At 61.1% G+C, this 22,586-nt stretch carries 15 protein-coding genes and 2 tRNA genes; 13 read left to right on the top strand and 4 right to left on the bottom strand.

All coding sequences use genetic code 11. The features are described from left to right. Window positions 1-236: 236 nt before the first annotated feature. The gene (gene mazG, locus FYB92_RS13605; RefSeq protein ID WP_408902191.1) at window positions 237-1,076 is read right to left on the bottom strand and encodes a nucleoside triphosphate pyrophosphohydrolase; all 840 of its coding nucleotides are present in this window, start codon (window positions 1,074-1,076) and stop codon (window positions 237-239) included. A 94-nt stretch (window positions 1,077-1,170) separates the two neighbouring features. On the opposite strand from mazG, the gene argC reads away from it, so the two are divergent. The 5 genes from argC to FYB92_RS13580 all read left to right on the top strand — a co-directional run bounded on the left by argC (window position 1,171) and on the right by FYB92_RS13580 (window position 6,183). Beyond that, on the top strand, window positions 1,171-2,115 hold the full coding sequence (gene argC / locus FYB92_RS13600) for an N-acetyl-gamma-glutamyl-phosphate reductase (RefSeq protein ID WP_003617964.1): 945 nt from the start codon (window positions 1,171-1,173) through the stop codon (window positions 2,113-2,115). A gap of 76 nt (window positions 2,116-2,191) precedes the next feature. Next, window positions 2,192-2,275: transfer RNA gene (locus tag FYB92_RS13595), tRNA-Leu, on the top strand. A gap of 56 nt (window positions 2,276-2,331) precedes the next feature. Next, window positions 2,332-3,513, top strand: coding sequence for a phosphoserine transaminase (locus FYB92_RS13590; RefSeq protein WP_075631496.1), 1,182 nt, complete (start codon window positions 2,332-2,334; stop codon window positions 3,511-3,513). 126 nt (window positions 3,514-3,639) lie between these two features. Further along, window positions 3,640-4,803 (top strand): ATP phosphoribosyltransferase regulatory subunit, encoded by a 1,164-nt coding sequence (locus tag FYB92_RS13585; RefSeq protein ID WP_003617966.1) that lies wholly within the window; start codon window positions 3,640-3,642, stop codon window positions 4,801-4,803. A gap of 90 nt (window positions 4,804-4,893) precedes the next feature. Then, entirely contained in the window at window positions 4,894-6,183 is a 1,290-nt protein-coding gene (locus tag FYB92_RS13580) for an adenylosuccinate synthase (protein ID WP_003617967.1), read from the top strand. 331 nt (window positions 6,184-6,514) lie between these two features. Here the strand turns inward: FYB92_RS13580 and rpoH are convergent, their stop codons facing one another. Further along, entirely contained in the window at window positions 6,515-7,414 is a 900-nt protein-coding gene (gene rpoH, locus FYB92_RS13575; protein ID WP_003617968.1) for an RNA polymerase sigma factor RpoH, read from the bottom strand. Window positions 7,415-7,668: 254 nt separating this feature from the next. After that, window positions 7,669-8,640, bottom strand: coding sequence for an RluA family pseudouridine synthase (locus FYB92_RS13570; protein WP_062808634.1), 972 nt, complete (start codon window positions 8,638-8,640; stop codon window positions 7,669-7,671). 48 nt (window positions 8,641-8,688) lie between these two features. Between FYB92_RS13570 and FYB92_RS13565 the strand changes: the two genes are divergently transcribed. The 8 genes from FYB92_RS13565 to FYB92_RS13530 all read left to right on the top strand — a co-directional run bounded on the left by FYB92_RS13565 (window position 8,689) and on the right by FYB92_RS13530 (window position 22,153). After that, complete coding sequence (locus FYB92_RS13565; protein ID WP_040511556.1) at window positions 8,689-9,054, top strand: hypothetical protein; 366 nt, start codon at window positions 8,689-8,691, stop codon at window positions 9,052-9,054. A gap of 112 nt (window positions 9,055-9,166) precedes the next feature. Continuing rightward, a tRNA-Glu gene (locus tag FYB92_RS13560) sits at window positions 9,167-9,242 on the top strand. 476 nt (window positions 9,243-9,718) lie between these two features. Then, window positions 9,719-10,213 carry an Rrf2 family transcriptional regulator gene (locus FYB92_RS13555; protein WP_062808635.1) on the top strand — a complete coding sequence of 165 codons (495 nt, stop codon included), beginning with the start codon at window positions 9,719-9,721 and terminating at the stop codon, window positions 10,211-10,213. Window positions 10,214-10,757: 544 nt separating this feature from the next. After that, a complete protein-coding gene (locus tag FYB92_RS13550; RefSeq protein ID WP_062809804.1) occupies window positions 10,758-11,843 on the top strand; it encodes a glycosyl hydrolase family 8 in 1,086 nt (361 codons plus the stop codon). Beyond that, a complete protein-coding gene (locus FYB92_RS13545) occupies window positions 11,840-12,901 on the top strand; it encodes a hypothetical protein (protein ID WP_332828807.1) in 1,062 nt (353 codons plus the stop codon). Before FYB92_RS13550 ends, FYB92_RS13545 begins: the two co-directional genes overlap by 4 nt. 275 nt (window positions 12,902-13,176) lie before the next feature. Next, window positions 13,177-17,778, top strand: coding sequence for a UDP-forming cellulose synthase catalytic subunit (gene bcsA / locus FYB92_RS13540; RefSeq protein WP_332828806.1), 4,602 nt, complete (start codon window positions 13,177-13,179; stop codon window positions 17,776-17,778). After that, the gene (locus FYB92_RS13535) at window positions 17,775-21,683 is read left to right on the top strand and encodes a cellulose biosynthesis protein BcsC (RefSeq protein WP_064478851.1); all 3,909 of its coding nucleotides are present in this window, start codon (window positions 17,775-17,777) and stop codon (window positions 21,681-21,683) included. Before bcsA ends, FYB92_RS13535 begins: the two co-directional genes overlap by 4 nt. Next, window positions 21,683-22,153, top strand: coding sequence for a cellulose synthase operon protein D (locus tag FYB92_RS13530; protein ID WP_003617981.1), 471 nt, complete (start codon window positions 21,683-21,685; stop codon window positions 22,151-22,153). The genes FYB92_RS13535 and FYB92_RS13530 overlap by 1 nt, the downstream gene beginning before the upstream one ends. On the opposite strand, the gene FYB92_RS13525 is transcribed toward FYB92_RS13530, so the two are convergent. Further along, window positions 22,108-22,344, bottom strand: coding sequence for a hypothetical protein (locus FYB92_RS13525; RefSeq protein ID WP_332828805.1), 237 nt, complete (start codon window positions 22,342-22,344; stop codon window positions 22,108-22,110). The genes FYB92_RS13530 and FYB92_RS13525 overlap by 46 nt on opposite strands. Window positions 22,345-22,586: the final 242 nt, after the last annotated feature.

The raw sequence follows: 22,586 nt of genomic DNA, 5'->3' as shown, positions 1-22,586 counted from the left end.
GAAATCATAAAGGTTTTTGGTGAAGCTTTTTCTAAAAAGCTTCAGAAGACGCCGCCTTTTTGGAAAAAAGGCAGCACCCAAAAACTTTTCTTTTTTATCAACGGCTTGTTGTCAAACAGTCTCTTAAGGCTTTACGGGCGGCTCCGAAAAAACTTGCCATTTGAAATAACGGGCGAAGATCCGGGGAGGGGGCTGCATGCCGCGTCAGGGCCGTCTTTTCCTTTCGCGCGCTTGGATCATGTCTCCCCACGTTCGCGGCGTTTGACCACCTGCCATCCTTCTTCCATCACGCTGACATCCACATCACGCAGCGCCAGCCCACGGTGTGCGAGGTCGTGTTCCATTTCAGTAAAGCGCCGGGTGAATTTGGCGTTGGCATGGCGCAGGCAGGCTTCGGGATCGAGGTCAAGCTTGCGCGCCAGTGTGGCGAGCGTGAACAGCACATCGCCCAGTTCATCCTGTATCCGCGCCTTGTCCCCGCTTTCGAGTTCGGCCTTCAGTTCGGCCACTTCCTCGTCCACCTTGCCCATGACGCCCGCCACATTGTCCCAGTCAAAGCCGACACGTGCCGCGCGTGCCGACAGCTTGCGCGCGCGCAGCAGGGCGGGCAGGCCGACCGGCACGTCATCAAGTGTGCCCCGCCGTGCGCGTGCGGCGCGTTCGCGTTCCTTGCCGTCCTCCCACTGGCCCTGCGCCAGTGTCGCATCGCCAAAGACATGGGGATGGCGGCGTACCATCTTGTCGCCAATCATGCGTGCGACGGTGGCGAAATCGAATCGCCCGGCCTCTGCCCCCATCTGTGCATGATAGACAACCTGCAACAGCAGGTCGCCAAGTTCGTCAGGCAACCCGTCCCAGTCCTGCCGCGCGATGGTATCGGCCACTTCATAGGCTTCCTCGATCGCATAGGGGGCGATGGTCGCGAAATCCTGTTCCCGGTCCCACGGGCACCCCGTCACCGGGTCGCGCAGGCGCGCCATGATGTGCAGCAGCCGGCCAAGCGCCCGTTGCGCGTCTGTGGCCTCGACATCTGGGGCCTCGTCGGCGGTGGCGGCGGGCATAGGGGTGTCAGGCATCGGGGGCTCCTGTTGTGGTTGCGGCGGCGGGTGATGATTGTATAGTCCGCCAGTCCACGCAATGTCGGACGGATCTTGCCGGGAAACAGGGATCATGAACACGTACGCACGGCCATCGGTATTCATTGACGGGGAAGCAGGCACGACAGGTCTGGGAATCCGCGCCCGGCTTGAGGCGTTGCCGGTGGATGTGCGCTCCATTGACGCGGCGCGACGCAAGGACCCTGACGCCCGACGGGACATGATGTCGGCGGTTGACCTGGTGGTGCTGTGCCTGCCGGATGCGGCAGCGCGTGACGCGGTGGCGATGGTGGACGGGCTTGTCACGGCAGGCCATCGCGCGCCACGCGTGCTGGACGCCAGCACGGCGTTTCGCACCGCACCGGGCTGGGTCTATGGCTTTCCCGAAATGCAGGCGCAACAGGCGCAGGCGATCCGCACGGCCACACACGTCGCCAATCCGGGCTGTTATCCCACCGGTATCATCGGCCTGCTGCATCCGCTGGTTGCGGCGGGGCTGGTGCCTGCGGATTATCCCGTCACCGTCAATGCGGTCAGTGGCTATAGCGGTGGCGGGCGCACGATGATCGAGGCGCATGAGCGCGATGGCGGCCCGGCCTTCGAACTTTATGGCCTGTCATTGCAGCACAAGCACCTGCCGGAGGCGCAGATTTATTCCGGCCTGTCGCGCGTGCCGGTATTCGTGCCGTCGGTCGGGCATTTCGCGCAGGGCATGATTGTGTCGATCCCACTGCACCTTGACCTGCTGGGGCATGGCGTGCGGGGGGCGGACCTGCATGCGGCGCTGGTGGCGCATTATCGCGGTTCCGACCGTATCAGCGTGCCCGACGCCTGCACCAGCCTGTGTGCCGACACTCTGGCAGGGACCGACCGGATGGAGCTGCGCGTGCATGTGAATGAGGAGCAGCGCCAGGCAGTGCTGACGGCGCGGCTGGACAATCTGGGCAAGGGGGCGTCCGGTGCCGCGATCCAGAATATTGCCCTGATGCTGGGGCTGGAGAGTCCGTCCGGGATGTGATATGTGCGCAACGCGGCCCGCTGTGGTGTGCGATGAATTGCCACCGGCCCTGTTGTACTGTTAAGCAGGCCTGCATGCGAGAGTGACGGAACGGTAGACGTAGTCGACTCAAAATCGACCGCCGCAAGGCATGGGGGTTCGAATCCCCCCTCTCGTACCAGTTGGCGCATCATGTCGTGATGTGCCGTCCCTTTTGCCCGTGTTGCGAACAGGACGATGTTCTCCTTGCCCGAAATCCAGATCGAAAAGCCGTCGGCACGGCCCCGCAATCCGTGCTTTTCTTCCGGCCCCTGCGCCAAGCGGCCGGGATGGTCCGTGGCGGCGCTGTCCTCGGCGCTGGTGGGGCGTTCGCATCGTTCAAAAGAGGGGCGGGCGCGTCTGGATGAGGTCATCACCCGTTCCCGCGACATCCTTGGCATGCCGGCCGACTGGCGTCTGGGGATCGTGCCGGCGTCCGATACGGGCGCCGTGGAAATGGTGTTATGGTCGTTGTTGGGTACGCGCCCGGTCGATGTGCTGGCGTTCGAAAGTTTTTCGGCCACATGGGCCAATGATATCATAGCCCAGCTCCAGCTTCCTGATGCCCGCGTTCTGCGCGCCGGGTATGGCGAGGTACCTGACCTTGCGGATGTGGACTGGTCGCGCGACGTGGTGCTTACATGGAATGGCACCACATCGGGGGCGCGTTTTGCGGATGGCGACGCCATTCCCGCCGATCGCGGTGGGCTGGTGATCTGTGATGCGACATCCGCCGCGTTTGCGATGGACCTGCCGTGGGACAAGCTCGATGTCGTGACATGGTCATGGCAGAAGGTGCTGGGGGGCGAAGCCGCGCACGGGATGCTTGCCCTGTCGCCACGTGCGGTCGAACGCCTCGTATCGCAGCCCGCGCCGCGCCCGCTGCCCAAGATTTTCCGCCTGACGAACAAGAATGGCCTTATCGAAGGCATTTTCCACGGTGATACGATCAATACACCCTCCATGCTGTGTGTCGAAGATGCGCTCGACGGGCTGCGCTGGGCAGAGCAGGTGGGTGGCCTGGCGGGGCTGATCGCGCGCAGCCGCGCCAATCTTGCGGTGATTGCGCAATGGGAGGCACGCAGCGACTGGGCGTCCTTCCTTGCCGCGTCGCCGCGCCATCGCTCCAGCACGGCCATCTGCCTGCGTATCGTCGCCCCGTGGTTTACGGCCCTCGATCATGAAACGCAGACGAAGGCGGCGCGTGAAATTGTCGCCCTGCTGGCGGCCGAGGGTGTTGCGATGGATGTCGGCAGTTATCGCGATGCACCGCCGGGCCTGCGTCTGTGGGGTGGGGCGACGGTGGAGGCATCAGACCTTGCCGCTGTTGTGCCGTGGCTTGACTGGGCGCATGCACAGGTCCGCGCGACCTATATCTGATCCTTTTGCCCCCTGTGTGACGTTGCACGTGTGTGACGTCTCGCTTGTGTGGTGCTGTCCTGTGTGGCGCTTGGCCGCCACGTCCTGTCGCCTGATGCGCACACGCCAAGAATATAGGCCCGAACCATGACGGATGACCCGCCCCTCAATCCCGCGCTGCTGCCTTCCGGATTCGTCGATGTGCTGCCCCCCGCCGCAGAGGCGGAGGCCATCGGGCTTGAAGCCCTGATGCGGGTTTTTTCCACCCATGGGTATGACCGGGTGTCGCCGCCGCTGCTTGAATTCGAGGAAACGTTGCTGACGGGATCAGGGGCGGCTGTCGCAGAACAGACATTTCGCCTGATGGACCCCGATACGCGGCGCATGATGGCGTTGCGTCCCGACATGACACCACAGATCGCGCGCATCGCGGCGACCCGCCTTGCGCATGAGGAACGGCCCCTGCGCCTGTCCTATGCCGGGGCGTGCGTGATGATGGGCAGTCCCGCGCGGGAGACGGATCGCCAGATCCTGCAGGCGGGGATCGAACTGATTGGTCCCGATACGCCTGTGGCGGATGCGGAAATTGTGGCGCTGGGCGCTGAGGCGTTGCAGGTGCTCGGTGTGCCGCATGTCTCCTTTGACCTGACGATGCCGCCGCTGACGACCACGCTGCTGGCGACGGAGTCCTTTGGCCCCGCCGCCCGTTCCGCCCTGTTACGCGCGCTGGACCGCAAGGATGCCGCCGCCGTGGCGCGTCATGGTGGTGCGCTGGCGCCGGTGTTGACGGAATTGCTGCATGCGGCGGGACCGGCGCATCGCGCGCTGGATGTTCTGGCGCGTGTCGATCTGCCGCCTGCCGCGCGGGCGCAGAGCGACCGCCTTGCGGCCACGGTCGCGGCAATAGAAAACCGGGTGCCGGGCGTGCGGCTGACGGTCGATCCGGTGGAATTCCGCGGTTGGCAATATCACACCGGCGTCTGTGTCAGTGTTTATGCGCTGGGACGGCAGGAAGAGCTTGGTCGGGGCGGGCGTTATCGTTCGAATGACGATGAACCCGCCTGCGGCCTGACGCTGCGTCCTGATGTGATCCTGCGTGTCGCCCCCCCGCGTGCGCGGCGCATGCGGGTGTTCGTGCCGTGGGGGATGGACCCACGGGTGGCGCAGGCATTGCGTGCGCAGGGATATGCAACGGTTGCGGCCCTGGGGGATATCGCCGATCCGGCGGCGGAGGCATACCGGCTTGGCTGCGCCTTCGTCGCGGTTGGTGGAAAGCTGGAGCCGGTGCAGGTCACGGATCAGCCGGGCTGAGTTTTTTCTTTCATCATTAATGGATTTCCTTCCGGTCGCGCCTGACGATGCGCATCCGGATCGTCAGAGAAGCAGAGCGAGGAGCAGTACATGTCCAACGTCACCGTTATCGGCACCCAGTGGGGTGACGAGGGCAAGGGAAAGATCGTTGACTGGCTCGCCAGTCGCGCGGACATTGTCGTGCGGTTCCAGGGGGGCCATAATGCCGGGCATACGCTGGTGGTGGGGGATCAGACCTACAAGCTGTCGCTGCTGCCCTCCGGGCTGGTGCGTGGCAAGACCGGCGTGATCGGCAATGGTGTCGTCGTCGATCCCGAAGCATTGCTCAAGGAAATCGACCGCGTTACGGCGCAGGGCCTGAAGGTCACGCCTGATACGCTGAAGATCGCGGAAAATGCGCCTCTGATCCTGCCGGTGCATGGTGCGCTTGACCGTGCGCGTGAGGCCGCGCGCGGTGAGCGTAAGATCGGCACCACCGGCCGTGGCATCGGCCCCGCATATGAGGACAAGGTGGCGCGTCGCGCAATCCGTCTGTGTGACCTGGCGGAGCCGGAAACCCTGGACTGGAAGCTTGACGAACTGCTGTTGCATCATAACACGCTGCTGCGTGGGCTGGGGGCTGCGACCTTTACCAAGGAAGAGCTGATGGCGTTCCTGACCGGTATCGCGCCGCGCGTGCTGCCGTTCATGGCCCCCGTGTGGGATCTGCTTGACGACAGCCGCCGTGCCGGGTCGCGTATCCTGTTTGAAGGCGCGCAGGCGGTCATGCTTGATGTTGACCACGGCACCTATCCATATGTCACCAGTTCCAACACCGTTGCGGCCAATGCAGGCACCGGCAGTGGCGTCAGCCCGACGAGCATCGGTTTCGTGCTGGGGATTGCCAAGGCCTATACCACCCGTGTGGGCGAGGGACCGTTCCCGAGCGAACTGCATGATGAAATGGGCCGTACGCTGGGTCAGCGCGGACATGAATTCGGTACCGTGACCGGTCGTCCCCGCCGTTGCGGCTGGTTCGATGCCGTGCTGGTGCGCCGTGCCGTGCGTGTCGGCGGCGTAAACGGGCTGGCATTGACGAAGCTTGACGTGCTTGATGGCCTTAAGGAAATCAGCATCTGTGTCGGCTATGAACTCGATGGTGTGAAAACCACGCATTTCCCGTCCGCCCCGGGCGCGCAGTCGCGTATCCGTCCGGTGTTCGAGACGATGGAAGGCTGGGAAGGCACCACGCATGGCGCGCGTTCATGGGCAGACCTGCCCGCGCAGGCGATCAAGTATGTCCGCAGGATCGAGGAACTGGTGGAGGCGCCCGTCACCTTGCTGTCCACCAGCCCGGAACGTGACGACACAATCCTGATGCGTGACCCGTTCGAGGATTGAGCAAGCAGGATAAAAGCTTGCAGATACCGCCTTTGCCAAAAGGCGGTATCCGGGCTGCGTGTTGAAGGCACCTGCCGCCAAGACCTTTGCGTATAAGAGAGTGTTTGAAAATAACTCATTGATAAAAAAGAACAGTTTTTGGGTGTCGCCTTCTGATTGAAAAAGGCGGCGTCTTCTGAAGCTTTTTGGGAAAAAGCTTCACCAAAAACTTTTATGATTTCAGGATGTTATCGCGCCTGACGTTTTAAACAGTCTCTAATAACCTGTGTATAATAAAACGGCCCGGAAGATCGCTCTTCCGGGCCGTTTTTCATTATCCCGCCAGCATTATTCAGCCCTTGTGGGCTTTTTCATGTTCCTCACGCCGGGCTGTCACTTCGGCTTTCATCGCGTTCTGCACCTTTTCAAAGGCGCGGACTTCGATCTGGCGCACCCGCTCGCGCGAGATGTTGTAGACATGCGACAGGTCTTCGAGTGTCGCCGGGTCATCCTTCAGGCGGCGTTCCGTCAGGATATGGCGTTCACGTTCATTCAGGGACTGCATCGCATTTGCCAGCAGCGCCTTGCGCCCGGAATATTCCTCGTTTTCGGCAAGGGTCTGTTCCTGGTTGTCGTGGTCATCCACCAGCCAGTCCTGCCATTCCCCTTCGCTATCGGTGCGCAGGGGGGCGTTCAGGCTGTGATCCGGTGCGGACAGGCGCCGGTTCATGTTGACGACATCCTGTTCCGGGACACCCAGCGACTTTGCGATCTTGTCCACCTGTTCAGGTTGCAGGTCGCCATCGTCGATGGCCTGCATCTGCCCCTTCAGGCGACGCAGGTTGAAGAACAGCTTTTTCTGCGCCGCAGTGGTACCGATTTTCACCAGCGACCAACTGTGCAGGATATATTCTTGAATTGCGGCGCGGATCCACCACATGGCATATGTCGCCAGGCGAAAGCCACGTTCGGGGTCGAAACGGCGCACGGCCTGCATCATGCCGATATTGCCTTCGCTGATCAGTTCCCCCACCGGCAGGCCATAACCGCGATAGCCCATCGCGATCTTCGCCACGAGGCGCAGGTGGGACGTGACCAGTTTATGTGCTGCTTCCGTGTCGCCCTTTTCCTTCCACAGGCGCGACAGTTTCAGCTCTTCCTCTGGGGAGAGCATCGGAAATTTGCGGATATCCCGAAGATATTTGGACAGGTTGTTTTCGGGGCCGGATAGAATTGCGGAAGAAGAGGCCATCAGAATCGGACTCCTGTGTCCGGATAAACAAGCTGGCGGGTCAGTCTGTAACGAGCAGGCGACCAACGGGTTGCAGCCGTTTTCCGAGAGACGCACGACTGGACTTGTTGTCGTCCCCACAGGACATCCCCGGAATGGGCGATATCGTGCGGGACGTCCAGTTAGCCTGGGGGCGTCGGCCCCGGCGAACATCCTCAAGCGATACTGTCCATTCCCCCGTGCGTCAAGGAAACGCGCATTAAACCGCCTTAATATCAGCCAATCGCGGCAAGCAGGTCCTGGAAATCGCGGGGGGGCGGCGTCTCGAACAGAAGATGCGCGCCCGTGCGGGGATGGACGAAACCAAGGCGTGCGGCATGCAGCGCCTGGCGCGGAAAGTCGAGCGCCGTGGCCCGGGCATCGGCAGGCAGCCCACGCGCGGCGGCCGGGATGCGGCGCAGATAGGTCGGGTCCCCCACCAGGGCATGTCCCGCATGGGCGAAATGCACCCGGATCTGGTGCGTGCGCCCGGTCGCAAGCTTGCATTCCACATGGCTGAGGCTGCCGTGAAAGGTATCGAGCGTGCGGTAATGTGTCAGGGCATGCTTGCCCCCGCCATTACTGATGACGGCCATACGCTTGCGCTCGCGCCGGTCGCGTCCGATCGCCCCATCGAATGACCCGGTGGTGGGCGCGAGGACACCCCAGCATACCGCCTGATAGGCACGTTCGATGTCACGGCTGGCAAAGGCGGCGGACAGCGCATGATGCGCCAGTTCCGTCTTGGCCGCCACCATCACGCCTGATGTGTCCTTGTCCAGCCGATGCACGATGCCCGGACGGCGTTCCCCGCCAATGCCTGTCAGGCTGTCGCCACAATGACCCAGCAACGCATTGACCAGTGTTCCGTCCTCATTGCCCGGTGCGGGATGCACAACCAGTCCGGCGGGTTTGTCGAGGACGATCAGGTCGCGATCCTCAAACAGGACATCAAGCGCGATATCCTGTCCCTGCGGCGTTGCCGGGGCGGCGGCCGGCACGCGCAGTTCATATCGCATGCCCGCCCGCACCGGATCGGCCGGATCGCGCAGTACCACACCATCGCGCAGCAGGTGTCCGGCCTCCATCAGCGCCTTGATGCGCGAACGTGACAGCGTGCCAATCGTGTCGGCCATAAAGCGGTCGGTGCGTTGCCCTGCATCCCCGACGGTGGCAATGACGGGTTCAGGCTGGATGTCTTGGGTCATGGGCGTCCATTAATGGAAAAACTCGCGTTCGGAAACGGAAAGCACACGATGGAAAAACAGGGATCGCGCGCATTGCTTGCCGCGGTGATCGGCATGGGGATTGTGCTGGCGGTGGGATCGCTGGTTCTGGTGGGGGTTCTGGTGCATCGGATATCGCATCCCCGCGCCACCGCCCCGGCCACCATTCCGGCCCCCGCCGCAGTCACTGCGCCTGTGACAACCACCATGGCCGTGCTGCCGCAGGATCTGGGGCGGCTGGTGCTGGATGAACCGGCAGGCACGCATGTCACCTCCATTGCACGGCAGGCGGACATGGCGTTGGCGGTGGCGTTGACGGGTGGGGGCGCGGATCGTGTCATCATCTGGGATCTTGCGCATAATCGCATTATCGGGCGGTTGCAGGTTTCGCCCTGACAACACATCGGGGAAATGATCCGGTGTGAAAGAAAAATCACACAGATCGCATTTTGGGGGATTCGTCCGCTTGTGTCGGCTGACGCAATCCTCTAGAAGCGCCTTCGGCCTTGTCCCGTTCGTCTAGAGGCCTAGGACACCGCCCTCTCACGGCGGCAACACGGGTTCGAATCCCGTACGGGACGCCACTGTTTCTGCAATGGTTTTTGTGGAATTCGGTGTAATGTCTGAAAATAAACTGTCCCGGCCTTGCCAGAAATATCTGGTCATTGCCCTGGCGACACTCTCTGGCCTGTCCCTGCTCTTCATAAATAATGCCGTGCGCTGCCCTGTGGTCGTATAAGGCCGGAAATACGGGGCATGGCGCCATGAATCCGTATTCGGTTGGCATTGGCATGACCCATGTATCCGAAGGTACGAATGCTGCTTCGGATGTGGTGAGGACTGGCCCTGCCAGATGCGCCAGCCCGGATGTTGTGACAACATTACAGATTTGTCATAATATATGTGATAATATAATAAATCTTATATATAAATATAGCAGGGGCTTTTTTTTGTAGGATATGGAATATTATTGTTTTTTAAGTTCCAAGGCGGAATGCGGCCACCCATGACGCCGTATGGCGATGTCCCGCCTTCATTTCGGAAGATGCGAACAGATTAGATGCGTTTGACCCTGCATACCGATTATGCCCTCCGGGTTCTGCTTTACGTTGCGTTGCGTCCAGAGACGCGCGTGTCGATACGTGAGGTGGCGCAGGCCAACAGGGTGTCGGAAACCCATATGGTCAAGGTTGTCCACAAGCTTGGGCGTGCCGGGCTGATTCGCACGGTCCGTGGCCGTGGCGGCGGGATAGAGCTGGGTCAGGCCGCCGAGGATATCCGCATCGGCGCCGTCGTGCGCCTGACAGAAGAGGAGCGGCAACTGGTCTCGTGCATGCGGCCCAAGGCCGAGGCCGAGGATTGTGTGCTGAGCGGGTTCTGCCAGTTCTATTTCGTTTTGGGCACTGCGCTTGATGCATTCATGGAAGTGCTGGACCGCTGGACGCTTGCGGATATCCTCAAGATGTCCGCGCGTGACGACATGATGCGTCGCCTGTTCATCGTTGACGAAGCTGCCCTGAACGATCAGCTTCCGCAATCGGGCGGTGCGGGATAATCTGCGCTTTACTTGCTTCTTTTCGTGGTCCGGGGCTGTTATTCTCACTTCTGTCGCGTAAAGATGTAAATATAATGCAGAATTCCCATGCAATCATTTGCGGTTTGGGAAGTGTCATTGATCTATGTCAACCCGGATTGAAATTTTAAATATCTTTCGGGTTTCCAATTCCCTTTGAACGTAAGAAGATTATTACACCTGCTTAAGCTTTCGGGTGTGGTGGCGTCTGGTTTGATCAGGTGGTGCCTGTCCTGGCAAGGGAAGGTTCCCGGTGTGGGTTCCGGCATGGTGCCGGGATGTCGATGTTGGGGCTTGTGATAAAATTACAACTGCCCCCAGGTCGTATCGTGGCACGGGCTTTGCCATTGTTTGCCAAGGGCGGGGTGATGATTATGATCGGGACGCGGCGCGGACTATATCCCAAGTAAATTTACGGTCGGGGATATGTTTCGGGAATTGCGCCGCATCTGGTTCCGGTTTGTGTCGTATCGTGCTTTGAGTTCGCGTCTTTGGGGATATGTAAGATCTGATGCAGTTGATTTCCATGATGACTGAAGAAAACAATTCTCCGACCGCAAGCGGGGTCGGGCGACGTTCCTTTATGTCGGTCATGGCGGCGATGGGAGGGGCGCAGGTGCTTTCATCCACCGGTGCGTTCGCAGACACCGCCCCCGATGCGGTCGCGCAGCAATGGGCCATCTTCCGCGCCAAGTATCTTCGTCCCAGCGGACGTGTCGTGGATACGGGCAATGGTGGCGAATCCCATAGTGAGGGGCAGGGCTATGGCATGCTCTTTGCCGCGTCGGCGGGGGACCTTGCGTCGTTCCAGTCGATGTGGATGTGGGCGCGCACCAACCTGCAGCATACCAATGACAAGCTGTTTTCCTGGCGGTTCCTCAAGGGGCATCAGCCCCCGGTGCCCGACAAGAACAATGCCACAGATGGCGACCTGCTGATCGCGCTTGCGCTTGGTCGTGCGGGCAAGCGTTTCCAGCGTCCCGATTACATTCAGGACGCCATGGCCATTTATGGCGATGTGCTGAACCTGATGACGATGAAGGCGGGACCGTATGTCGTCCTCATGCCCGGTGCTGTCGGCTTTACCAAGAAGGACAGCGTGATCCTCAACCTGTCCTATTACGTGATGCCCTCGCTGCTGCAGGCGTTCGACCTTACGGCCGACCCGCGCTGGCGTCAGGTGATGGAAGACGGGATTCGCCTTGTTTCCGCCGGGCGTTTCGGGCAGTGGCGCCTGCCCCCCGACTGGCTGGCGGTGAATCGCGCCACCGGTGCGCTGTCGATCGCATCGGGATGGCCGCCGCGCTTTTCCTATGATGCGATTCGGGTGCCGCTTTATTTTTATTGGGCGCATATGCTGGCGCCGAACGTGTTGGCTGATTTCACCCGATTCTGGAATAATTTCGGGGCTAATGCCCTGCCAGGATGGGTTGATCTGACAACAGGGGCGCGTTCGCCGTACAACGCCCCGCCTGGATATCTTGCTGTTGCCGAATGCACGGGGCTTGATTCTGCCGGGGAACTCCCGACACTGGATCATGCGCCCGATTATTATTCCGCAGCGTTGACGCTGCTCGTTTACATCGCGCGGGCGGAGGAGACTATAAAGTGAGTGCTTCAGGGTCTGATGAGGTGGCTGGGGGAGGGCAGGCTGGAAGTCCGCAGGATTTTCAGCGGGTCCTGCGTTCTTTTGGTGTCGAAGGTGGGCAGTATTCCTACCGGCCGTTTGTTGACCGTTCCTTTGATGTGACAGGCGTGCCCGAGGCTGTTGAAAGGCACTTCGATCAGGCGGAGCATGACACGGCGGTTGAGGAGCAGGTCACTCCCGCGCCACAAATCGCGGTCGCACCGCCACCGCCGCCAGTCGTTCCTGACCCGCCCGCCATCGTGACGGAAACCGCGCCCCCGCCGCCTGTCGTGGTCAGCGCGCCGGTCACGTATGAACCCCCGGCTGCCGCCGTGCCGGCAGAGCCCCCCGTTCAGGAAGCCCCGGTGCAGGCGGCGCCGGTTCCACCCGCGCCTGTGCCCCCGATTGCGGAGCAGGCTCCTCCCGCGGCGCCGGACCCGGCATCCGTGCCGTATGCGAACGTCGCGGCAGCACCCGTTCCACCTGATCCCGTACCGGTTACGCCTGCGCCGCAGGCGCGCGTGACGGGGCCGAACACCCGTATGGTGGAACCCTTTTCCCGCCCGCAGGTCCGTACGGTGCAGGAGGGGGCAACCCCGTCACGTGTACCTTCGCGTTCAATGAACGCTTTCCCCCGCACATCAGCATCGTCCATAAGTGAGCGTCCGGTGGACAGGGGTGTTGCCGATGAATGGAGTCCTGTTCCGAAGGCACGCCTCAGCCCGCGGGAGCGTCCGCGTCCCGGCGATCTGAGCTTTTTCTTTCAGGGGATGCGCGACACCCGTGATGAAAAGAAGTTCTTTCCCGTGGCGTCCACGCGATCAGTTCGTTCTAATGTTTCCAGGATGACCAGCATGACCAAGACAGACACGAATTCCTCTCAGGCTTCTCGTCCCGGCAGCCCCGTCGCCTCGCCTGATGGGTCGCCCACAATGGCCGAAGTGTTCATGACGCTGGGTGGTCGTGCGACGGAACTCCTCAGCCCCCGTCCTTCGCTGCGGGAGGCGCTGTTGCGTCGTCGTGAAAACGAAGAAGAATCCTAAGGCCCTATATTCAGGCGACCGCCTGTCCCTGTGTCCTGCCTGGTGAAATGGCGGGGGCAGGGGCGGACACGCTGCACTGGCTCGGCGATCTATTCCGTCTTTGGCCTGGGTGATGTTTCCGCAGCCCAGGCGGGCCCGCTTTGCCCCGATGTGACCGCAGATGGTCGGGGTCAGGTTTTTTTGACGTAATTTTTCTGTTTTACAGCATTTCGGACGAGTTGTTTATGCCAGAGGTTCGGTCGTCAACGCAGTCAGAGTCAGGAATGTCACAGTGGATGGGGAAAATTCTTTCCATTCGCGGTGCTGGGCTGATTATTGGTGTTTTTGGCCTGTGTGCGCTGATTGCGGCTACGTCCGTGACCCTGCCGCCAGAACAGCAGTTGATTGTGGCATTTGTATGTGTCGTGATCTTTTTTATTGTCGGTCATAAGCCCAGCCGTCGGTCCCAGATTTTCCTTGAAGTGCTGTCAGGGCTGGTTTCGCTGCGCTATCTGACATGGCGCCTGACGGAAACGCTTTCATTCGATACATGGTTGCAGGGTCTGCTTGGGACAATGCTTCTGGTGGCGGAACTTTACGCCCTGATGATGCTGTTCCTCAGCTATTTCCAGACGATCGCGCCACTGCATCGTGCGCCTCTGCCGCTGCCGCCGAACCCTGACGAATGGCCCACGGTCGATATCTTCGTCCCGACCTATAACGAAGAACTGAGCATTGTCCGCCTGACGGTGCTGGGATCACTGGGGATTGACTGGCCACCGGAAAAGGTGCGGGTTCATATCCTTGATGACGGCCGCCGTCCTGAATTCGCCGCCTTTGCCGCTGAATGTGGCGCGAATTATATCGCCCGCCCGACGAACGAACATGCAAAGGCCGGTAATCTTAACTATGCCATTGGTCATACCGATGGTGATTACATCCTGATCTTTGACTGCGACCACGTCCCGACCCGCGCCTTCCTGCAGTTGACAATGGGCTGGATGGTCGAAGACCCGAAGATCGCGCTGATGCAGACCCCGCATCACTTCTATTCCCCCGACCCGTTCCAGCGGAACCTGTCGGCTGGTTATCGCACCCCGCCCGAAGGCAACCTGTTTTATGGCGTGGTGCAGGATGGCAACGATTTCTGGGATGCGACCTTCTTTTGCGGGTCATGTGCAATCCTGCGTCGCACGGCGATTGAGCAGATCGGCGGCTTTGCAACCCAGACCGTGACCGAAGACGCGCATACCGCACTCAAGATGCAGCGTCTGGGCTGGTCCACGGCCTATCTGCGCATCCCGCTTGCCGGTGGTCTCGCAACGGAACGCCTGATCCTGCATATCGGACAGCGCGTGCGCTGGGCGCGTGGGATGCTGCAGATCTTCCGCATCGACAATCCTCTGTTCGGGCGTGGCCTGTCATGGGGGCAGCGGCTTTGTTACCTGTCGGCCATGACGTCGTTCCTGTTCGCTGTCCCGCGCGTCATCTTCCTGAGCTCCCCGCTGGCGTTCCTGTTCTTTGGGCAGAACATCATTGCCGCGTCGCCGCTCGCGCTGCTGGCCTATGCCATTCCGCACATGTTCCACGCCGTCGGCACGGCGTCGAAGATCAACAAGGGCTGGCGCTACTCCTTCTGGAGTGAGGTCTATGAAACCACCATGGCGCTGTTCCTGGTGCGCGTGACGATTGTCACCCTGCTCAGCCCTTCACGTGGGAAGTTCAACGTGACGGACAAGGGCGGGTTGCTTGAAAAAGGTTATTTCGACCTTGGCGCCGTCTACCCGAACATCATCCTTGGCCTGATCATGTTCGGCGGTCTGGCGCGTGGTGTCTATGAACTGTCTTTCGGCCATCTCGACCAGATCGCCGAACGTGCCTACCTGCTGAACTCCGCCTGGGCGATGCTCAGCCTCATCATCATCCTTGCGGCCATCGCCGTGGGGCGTGAAACACAGCAGAAACGCAACAGCCATCGCATCCCCGCAACCATCCCGGTGGAAGTGGCGAATGCCGATGGGTCCATCATCGTGACGGGCGTGACCGAGGACCTGTCCATGGGTGGGGCCGCGGTGAAGATGTCATGGCCTGCGAAGCTGTCGGGGCCGACGCCGGTTTATATCCGTACTGTCCTTGACGGGGAGGAACTGATCCTGCCCGCCAGGATCATCCGTGCTGGCAACGGGCGGGGGATCTTCATCTGGACGATTGATAACCTGCAGCAGGAATTCTCGGTTATCCGCCTGGTGTTCGGCCGTGCCGACGCATGGGTTGACTGGGGCAATTACAAGGCCGACCGCCCGCTGCTCAGCCTCATGGACATGGTTCTCAGCGTCAAGGGCCTGTTCCGTTCAAGTGGCGATATCGTCCATCGCAGTTCCCCAACCAAGCCTTCGGCTGGCAATGCCCTGTCTGACGATACGAACAACCCGTCACGCAAGGAGCGTGTGCTGAAGGGAACCGTGAAAATGGTTTCGCTTCTGGCGCTGCTGACATTTGCCTCCTCGGCACAGGCAGCGTCAGCGCCCAGGGCCGTCGCGGCGAAGGCCCCGGCCCATCAGCCCGAAGCCTCTGACCTGCCGCCGTTGCCCGCGCTTCTGCCCGCCACCAACGGCGCGGCGCAGGCGGGTTCGGGCGATGCCGGCGCCAATGGACCCGGCAGCCCCACGGGCCAGCCCCTGGCGGCCGACAGTGCCGATGCGCTGGTGGAAAATGCGGAAAATACGTCCGATACGGCGACTGTCCATAATTATACCCTCAAGGATCTTGGCGCCGCAGGGTCCATCACGATGCGTGGCCTTGCCCCGTTGCAGGGGATCGAGTTCGGGATTCCCTCTGACCAGCTTGTGACGTCCGCGCGCCTTGTGCTGTCGGGTTCGATGTCGCCCAACCTGCGTCCGGAAACCAATTCGGTCACAATGACGCTGAACGAGCAGTATATCGGCACGTTGCGTCCCGACCCGGCGCACCCGACATTCGGCCCCATGTCGTTCGAGATCAACCCGATCTTCTTCGTCAGCGGAAACCGTCTGAACTTCAACTTCGCCTCCGGGTCGAAGGGATGTTCGGACATCACGAACGATACGCTGTGGGCCACGATCTCGCAGAACTCGCAGCTTCAGATCACGACAATCGCGCTGCCGCCGCGCCGCCTGCTGTCACGTCTGCCGCAGCCCTTCTATGACAAGAACGTGCGCCAGCATGTTACGGTCCCGATGGTGCTGGCGCAGACCTATGACCCGCAGATACTCAAGTCCGCGGGGATTCTCGCTTCGTGGTTTGGCAAGCAGACGGACTTCCTCGGCGTGACGTTCCCGGTGTCGTCCACCATCCCACAGAGTGGCAACGCCATCCTGATCGGCGTGGCCGATGAACTGCCGACCAGCCTCGGGCGGCCGCAGGTCAATGGCCCTGCGGTTCTTGAACTGCCGAACCCGTCGGATGCAAACGCCACGATCCTGGTGGTGACGGGGCGTGACCGTGATGAGGTCATTACCGCGAGCAAGGGCATTGCCTTCGCGTCTGCTCCCCTGCCGACCGACAGCCATATGGATGTCGCGCCGGTCGATATCGCCCCGCGCAAGCCCAATGACGCGCCATCTTTTATCGCGATGGACCATCCGGTGCGCTTTGGCGACCTTGTAACGGCCAGCAAGCTGCAGGGAACCGGCTTTACGTCCGGTGTGCTGTCGGTTCCGTTCCGCATTCCGCCCGATCTTTATACGTGGCGTAACCGCCCGTACAAGATGCAGGTACGTTTCCGTTCCCCCGCGGGGGAGGCGAAGGATGTCGAGAAGTCACGTCTCGATGTCGGGATCAACGAGGTTTACCTGCATTCCTATCCGCTGCGCGAAACGCATGGCCTGGTTGGCGCGGTTTTGCAGGGTGTCGGCCTTGCCCGCCCTGCAAGCGGCATGCAGGTGCATGATCTCGACGTACCGCCGTGGACCGTGTTCGGGCAGGATCAGTTGAACTTCTACTTTGACGCGATGCCCCTTGCGCGCGGAATCTGTCAAAGTGGCGCGGCAAACAATGCGTTCCATCTTGGACTTGACCCGGATTCCACCATTGATTTTTCCCGTGCCCATCACATCGCCCAGATGCCCAACCTTGCCTATATGGCGACGGTCGGTTTTCCTTTCACCACCTATGCCGATCTGTCGCAGACGGCGGTTGTTCTGCCTGAACACCCGAATGCCGCGACTGTTGGCGCCTATCTTGACCTGATGGGGTTCATGGGCGCGGCGACGTGGTATCCGGTTGCGGGCGTGGACATTGTGTCGGCCGATCATGTCAGTGACGTTGCGGACCGTAACCTGCTGGTGATTTCGACGCTGGCGACAAGTGGCGAGATCGCGCCGCTGCTGTCACGTTCATCCTACGAAGTGGCGGATGGTCATTTGCGCACGGTGTCGCATGCGTCCGCGCTGGATAACGCGATCAAGGCGGTCGACGATCCGCTGACGGCTTTCCGCGACCGTGACAGCAAGCCGCAGGATGTCGATACCCCCCTGACGGGTGGTGTCGGCGCGATGATCGAGGCGGAATCCCCCCTGACGGCGGGCCGCACCGTTCTGGCGCTGCTGTCGTCTGACGGTGCGGGGCTGAACAACCTCCTTCAGATGTTGGGGGAGCGCAAGAAGCAGGCGAATATCCAGGGGGACCTGGTTGTTGCCCATGGCGAGGACCTGTCTTCGTACCGCACTTCGCCGGTCTATACGATCGGCACCCTGCCGCTCTGGCTGTGGCCGGACTGGTATATGCACAACAGACCGGTTCGTGTGCTGCTTGTCGGCCTGTTGGGATGTATTCTGATCGTCAGTGTTCTTGCACGGGCTCTGGCGCGGCATGCGACCCGGCGTTTCAAGCAGCTTGAGGATGAGAGGCGCAAGTCGTGACCCATAAACGATATGCTTCGTCCCTGTCCGCCGGTCTTCTCGCAACGACCTGCGTCGCAGGTCTGTTGCTGCAGGCGAACGGCGCACGGGCACAGCAGGCGGCAGAGGCGCAGGCCCCGGCCAGCAGCACCACCATGATGCAGGCAGCTACCGTTGCCCCCGCCCAGAGTGGGCAGGCCGCGGTGGTGCAGCGGCTGGTGCAGCAGGCCCGTTTCTGGATGCAGCAGCACCAGTATGAAAATGCGCGCCAGTCCCTGCAGAGTGCTGCGCGACTTGCACCGGATTCCGTTGATCTGCTGGAGGCCGAGGGCGAATATCAGTCGCATATCGGCAATCGTGATGCCGCCCTTGATACGCAGCGTCGCCTGCATCAGGCCGCACCTGGCAGCACGTATGAAAGCCAGTTGAACGACCTGCTGCATGAACAGGCGATTTCCCAGCCGGACCTTGCGCATGCGCGCTCGCTTGCCGCATCCGGGCACAGCGATCAGGCGGTGGAAGCGTACCAGCACCTGTTCAACGGTTCGACGCCCACGCCTTCGCTCGCGGTTGAATATTACCAGACGCTGGCTGGCGTCTCGGGGCAGGCCGGTACGGCACAGGATGGGCTGATCCGTCTGGTCAAGGCCAATCCTTCCGATTTCCGGGCGCAACTGGCGCTTGCACAGGTCCTGACCTATCAGCCCGGCACCCGGATGGAGGGGCTGCAGCGGCTTCAGGCGCTCCAGAAATACCAGTCTTCCGCCCCGGTGGAGGCTGCGACGGCGGAAAAATCATATCGCCAGACGCTGTCATGGTTACCGGTTACACCCGAAACACTGCCGTTGATGCAGAAATGGCTGGATGCACATCCATCCGACAGCGCATTGCGGACCCATATGGCAGAACCGGCAGGCGGGCCGCCGGATAAAGGCGCGCTGGCGCGGCAGGACGGGTTCAAGGCGTTGAACGCCGGACGTCTGTCCGCAGCCCAGGCCGCGTTCCAGAGCGCACTGAACCTGAATGCCAAGGACGGCGATGCCCTGGGCGGCCTTGGCCTTGTCGCCATGCGCGCGGGCCATAACGAGGAAGCGCATCGTTACCTCGAAGATGCGATCGCGGCTGATCCCAAGAATGCGGCGCACTGGCGTCCGGCACTGGCTGGCATGGCCGTGGGCGAGGAATATGGCAGCGTCCGTCGCCTGATCGCCAGTGGACAGACACAGGAAGCCGAACAGCGCCTGATGACGCTGGCGCGTCAGCCCGGACAGTCCGAGGGCGCGACCCTTATGCTGGCGGATTTGCAGCGCAGCACGGGCCAGACCGGCGAGGCCGAGCGCAATTACCGGGCGATCCTGGCGCGCAATGGTGACAATCCCATCGCACTGATGGGACTGGCCCGTGTGCTGATGGGGGAAGGCCAGGAGAACGAAGCGAACGCCCTGCTGTCGCGCCTTGGTGGTCGCTATAGCGATCAGGTGCAGCAGATCGAGGTTTCGGGCATCATGGCCGAAGCCGCCCGCACGTCGGATTCAGCGCAGAAGGTCAGCCTTCTGCGGCAGGCCATGACCAAGGCCCCGGATGACCCGTGGTTGCGCATCAACCTTGCCAATGCGCTGCAACAGCAAGGTGACAGCGCGGAAGCGGCCAATGTCATGCGTCCGCTTTTGACCAGCCCGCGTACGCCGGCCGATTATCAGGCGGCGATCCTGTATGCGTCCGGCAATGGCAATGATACGCTGGCGCGCCGTTTGCTTGCGGGACTGTCGCCGGATGATTATTCCCCGGCCATCCGCACCATTGCCGATGAAATGGCGATCAAGGCCGATCTGGCCAGCCGCCTTTCGATGGTTTCGAATCCCACGCCGCTTGTGCGCGAGGCTCTGGCCGCGCCGGACCCGACGGGCGCGCGTGGTGTGGCGGTGGCCGACCTGTTCCGGCAGCGTGGTGACATGCTGCATGCGCATATGGCGCTGCGCATCGCCTCCACGCGCAATATTGACCTGACGACCGAACAGCGGCTGGCCTATGCCACCGAATATATGAAGATCAGCAATCCCGTTGCCGCAGCGCGCCTGCTTGCACCGTTGGGCGATGGCAGCGGGACCGCAACCGGTTCCGCGATGTCGCCGGATCAGCGGCAGACGCTGATGCAGTTGCGCATGGGCATTTCGGTGGCACAGTCGGACCTGCTGAACCAGCGTGGCGATCAGGCGGCGGCGTATGATCACCTTGCGCCCGCGTTGCAGGCCGATCCAGAGGCGACATCCCCCAAGCTTGCGTTGGCGCGACTGTATAACGGGCGTGGCAAGTATGGGCACGCGCTGGACATCGACCTTGCTGTTCTTCGGCATAATCCGCAGGACCTTGATGCGCGGCAGGCCGCCGTGCAGGCCGCGGCGAATGACGGCAAGGACAATCTGGCCATGCAACTGGCGCAAGATGGGGTCCAGCAGTCGCCGATGGATGCGCGAAGCTGGCTTGGCATGGCGGTGGCGGATCGCGCTGTGGGCCATGGCGACCGGACGCTTGCTGACCTGCGCCGGGCGTATGAATTGCGCCTGCAGCAGCTCAAGATCAGTCGGGGTGATGCCATCGGCGGTGATGAAACGCAGGCGACCGCGCCGCCGACGGCCAATCCGTTCCGTCGCGATGCATACGGGCATGCGCTGTCGCTGGGTGCGCCCCCGGGGGAGAACGGGTACAGCACGGCAGGAAGCGTGCCCGAGATTTCGGACCAGATGCTGTCCTCCATCAACGGGCAGATCCATACCCTGTCCGAAGACATGGCGCCGTCTGTTGATGCCGGCCTTGGCTTCCGTGTCCGTTCCGGCACCCCGGGCATGGGCGCGTTGACCGAGGCATCCGTGCCGATCGTCGGGCGCATCCCGCTGCAGGCTGGTACTTCGGCGCTGACATTCACGGCCACGCCAACCTTCCTGACGTCGGGGCACCTGCCGCAGACCGGGTATGATATACCGCGTTTCGGCACCAATCTGTTCGCGCTGGAACGGAACCTGCAGAACCAGAACAACAGCGCGGAACATCGCATCAATACCGATACGATCGGGCGCGAGGCAGGTGTGGCGCCTGATGTCCGCTTTGCCAATAACTGGGTCAGTGCCGATGTCGGTGCTTCGCCTCTGGGCTTTACGCTGCCGAACGTGATCGGTGGTGTTGAATTCGCCCCGCGTGTCGGGCCTGTGACCTTCCGTGTCAGTGGGGAACGCCGTTCCATTACCAACAGCGTCCTGTCCTATGGCGGGATGACCGATGCCCTGACCGGCAAGAAGTGGGGCGGTGTTGTCACCAACCACTTCCATGGACAGGTCGAGGCCACACTGGGCAATACCATTGTGTATGGTGGTGGTGGTTATGCCATCCAGACCGGCCATCATGTCCAGAGCAATACCGAAGTGGAAGGCGGGCTGGGGGCGAATACCCTGGTTTATCGCAACCGCAAGCACGAAGTGCGTGTCGGTGTGAACCTGACCTATTTCGGCTATAAGCATAACGAGGACTTCTATACTTACGGGCAGGGTGGCTACTTTTCGCCGCAGTCCTATTTTGCGGCAACGGTGCCCGTCCGGTATTCCGGGCATAGTGGCCTGTTTGACTGGGATGTCACCGGGTCCATCGGGTATCAGTTGTTTCATGAACACAGTTCGGCCTTCTTCCCGACCAATCCTGTGTATCAGGCCCTTGCGAACGGGCTGGCGGGTGTATCTACTGCTGAACTATCCTTGGAATCGGCCAGGTATCCCGGCGATGATGTCGGTAGCCTTGTTGGTGGTTTCGATGGCAGGGTGGGTTATCGCGTCAGCCATTCGCTGCGCCTTGATCTGTCCGGTCGTTTCCAGAAGGCTGGAAACTGGGATGAGGGCGGCGCCATGATCTCGGCTCACTATCTTATTATGGACCAGTAATGACAATTTTTGAGAAAAAACCGGATTTCACCCTGTTTCTTCAGACCCTGTCATGGGAAATTGATGATCAGGTCGGGATCGAGGTCAGGAACGAGCTCCTGCGTGAGGTCGGACGGGGCATGGGCACGCGCATCATGCCGCCGCCGTGCCAGACCGTGGACAAGCTGCAGATCGAACTGAACGCGCTTCTGGCCCTGATCGGCTGGGGCACCGTGACGCTCGAACTCCTCAGCGAGGACCAGTCCCTGCGCATCGTGCATGAAAACCTGCCGCAGGTTGGCAGCGCGGGCGAACCTTCGGGCACGTGGCTGGCTCCGGTGCTGGAGGGGCTGTATGGCCGCTGGGTGACGTCGCAGGCGGGTGCGTTTGGTGATTATGTCGTTACACGCGATGTGGACGCCGAGGATCTGAATGCTGTTCCGCGTCAGACCATCATCATGTACATGCGCGTGCGCAGTTCCGCGACCTGAGGCAGGACAACGGCGGTCTGGTCCGCCGCTGTGTTTTCAGGCAGGTCGCCGTCGGCGATGCCGGATGATGCGATGGCGTCCGGCACGACGGCAGGCAGCCGGGCATGGTGGCCCGGCCATTCCGTTTCGGGGTGGTCGGGCTTTTTGCTGTCTGGCGGGATGTGGGGGCTGCCCGCATGGGCTGGAAACACCCCAATATAGTGTTTGAGAATGGAAGGTTTTAAGCGATTTTTTTGAACACAAGTCATTGATAAAAGACGAAAAAATCTTCGATCGTTATCTTGTGTGTCTTGAAAATACGATCGCTTGCTTGGATCAGGATTCACAAAAACATTTATTTTTAGTGGGTTGCCGGTTCTGATGTTGAAGAGACTGTTTGAAAAGTCAGGATCGATAATGTACTGAAATTATAAAGGTTTTTGGTGAAGCTTTT

Source organism: Novacetimonas sp. GS1, from assembly GCF_036686925.1.
Lineage (GTDB): Bacteria > Pseudomonadota > Alphaproteobacteria > Acetobacterales > Acetobacteraceae > Novacetimonas > Novacetimonas hansenii.
Note: the sequence above shows the minus strand (reverse complement) of the source record. Positions and strands in the feature narration are given on the sequence as shown.

What these genes read in the sequence shown, in the direction of transcription:
- mazG (WP_408902191.1), bottom strand. Translation starts at nt 1,076, where the DNA reads ATGCCTGACACCCCTATGCCCGCCGCCACCGCCGACGAGGCCCCAGAT.
- argC (WP_003617964.1), top strand. Translation starts at nt 1,171, where the DNA reads ATGAACACGTACGCACGGCCATCGGTATTCATTGACGGGGAAGCAGGC.
- FYB92_RS13590 (WP_075631496.1), top strand. Translation starts at nt 2,332, where the DNA reads ATGTTCTCCTTGCCCGAAATCCAGATCGAAAAGCCGTCGGCACGGCCC.
- FYB92_RS13585 (WP_003617966.1), top strand. Translation starts at nt 3,640, where the DNA reads ATGACGGATGACCCGCCCCTCAATCCCGCGCTGCTGCCTTCCGGATTC.
- FYB92_RS13580 (WP_003617967.1), top strand. Translation starts at nt 4,894, where the DNA reads ATGTCCAACGTCACCGTTATCGGCACCCAGTGGGGTGACGAGGGCAAG.
- rpoH (WP_003617968.1), bottom strand. Translation starts at nt 7,414, where the DNA reads ATGGCCTCTTCTTCCGCAATTCTATCCGGCCCCGAAAACAACCTGTCC.
- FYB92_RS13570 (WP_062808634.1), bottom strand. Translation starts at nt 8,640, where the DNA reads ATGACCCAAGACATCCAGCCTGAACCCGTCATTGCCACCGTCGGGGAT.
- FYB92_RS13565 (WP_040511556.1), top strand. Translation starts at nt 8,689, where the DNA reads ATGGAAAAACAGGGATCGCGCGCATTGCTTGCCGCGGTGATCGGCATG.
- FYB92_RS13555 (WP_062808635.1), top strand. Translation starts at nt 9,719, where the DNA reads ATGCGTTTGACCCTGCATACCGATTATGCCCTCCGGGTTCTGCTTTAC.
- FYB92_RS13550 (WP_062809804.1), top strand. Translation starts at nt 10,758, where the DNA reads ATGATGACTGAAGAAAACAATTCTCCGACCGCAAGCGGGGTCGGGCGA.
- bcsA (WP_332828806.1), top strand. Translation starts at nt 13,177, where the DNA reads ATGGGGAAAATTCTTTCCATTCGCGGTGCTGGGCTGATTATTGGTGTT.
- FYB92_RS13530 (WP_003617981.1), top strand. Translation starts at nt 21,683, where the DNA reads ATGACAATTTTTGAGAAAAAACCGGATTTCACCCTGTTTCTTCAGACC.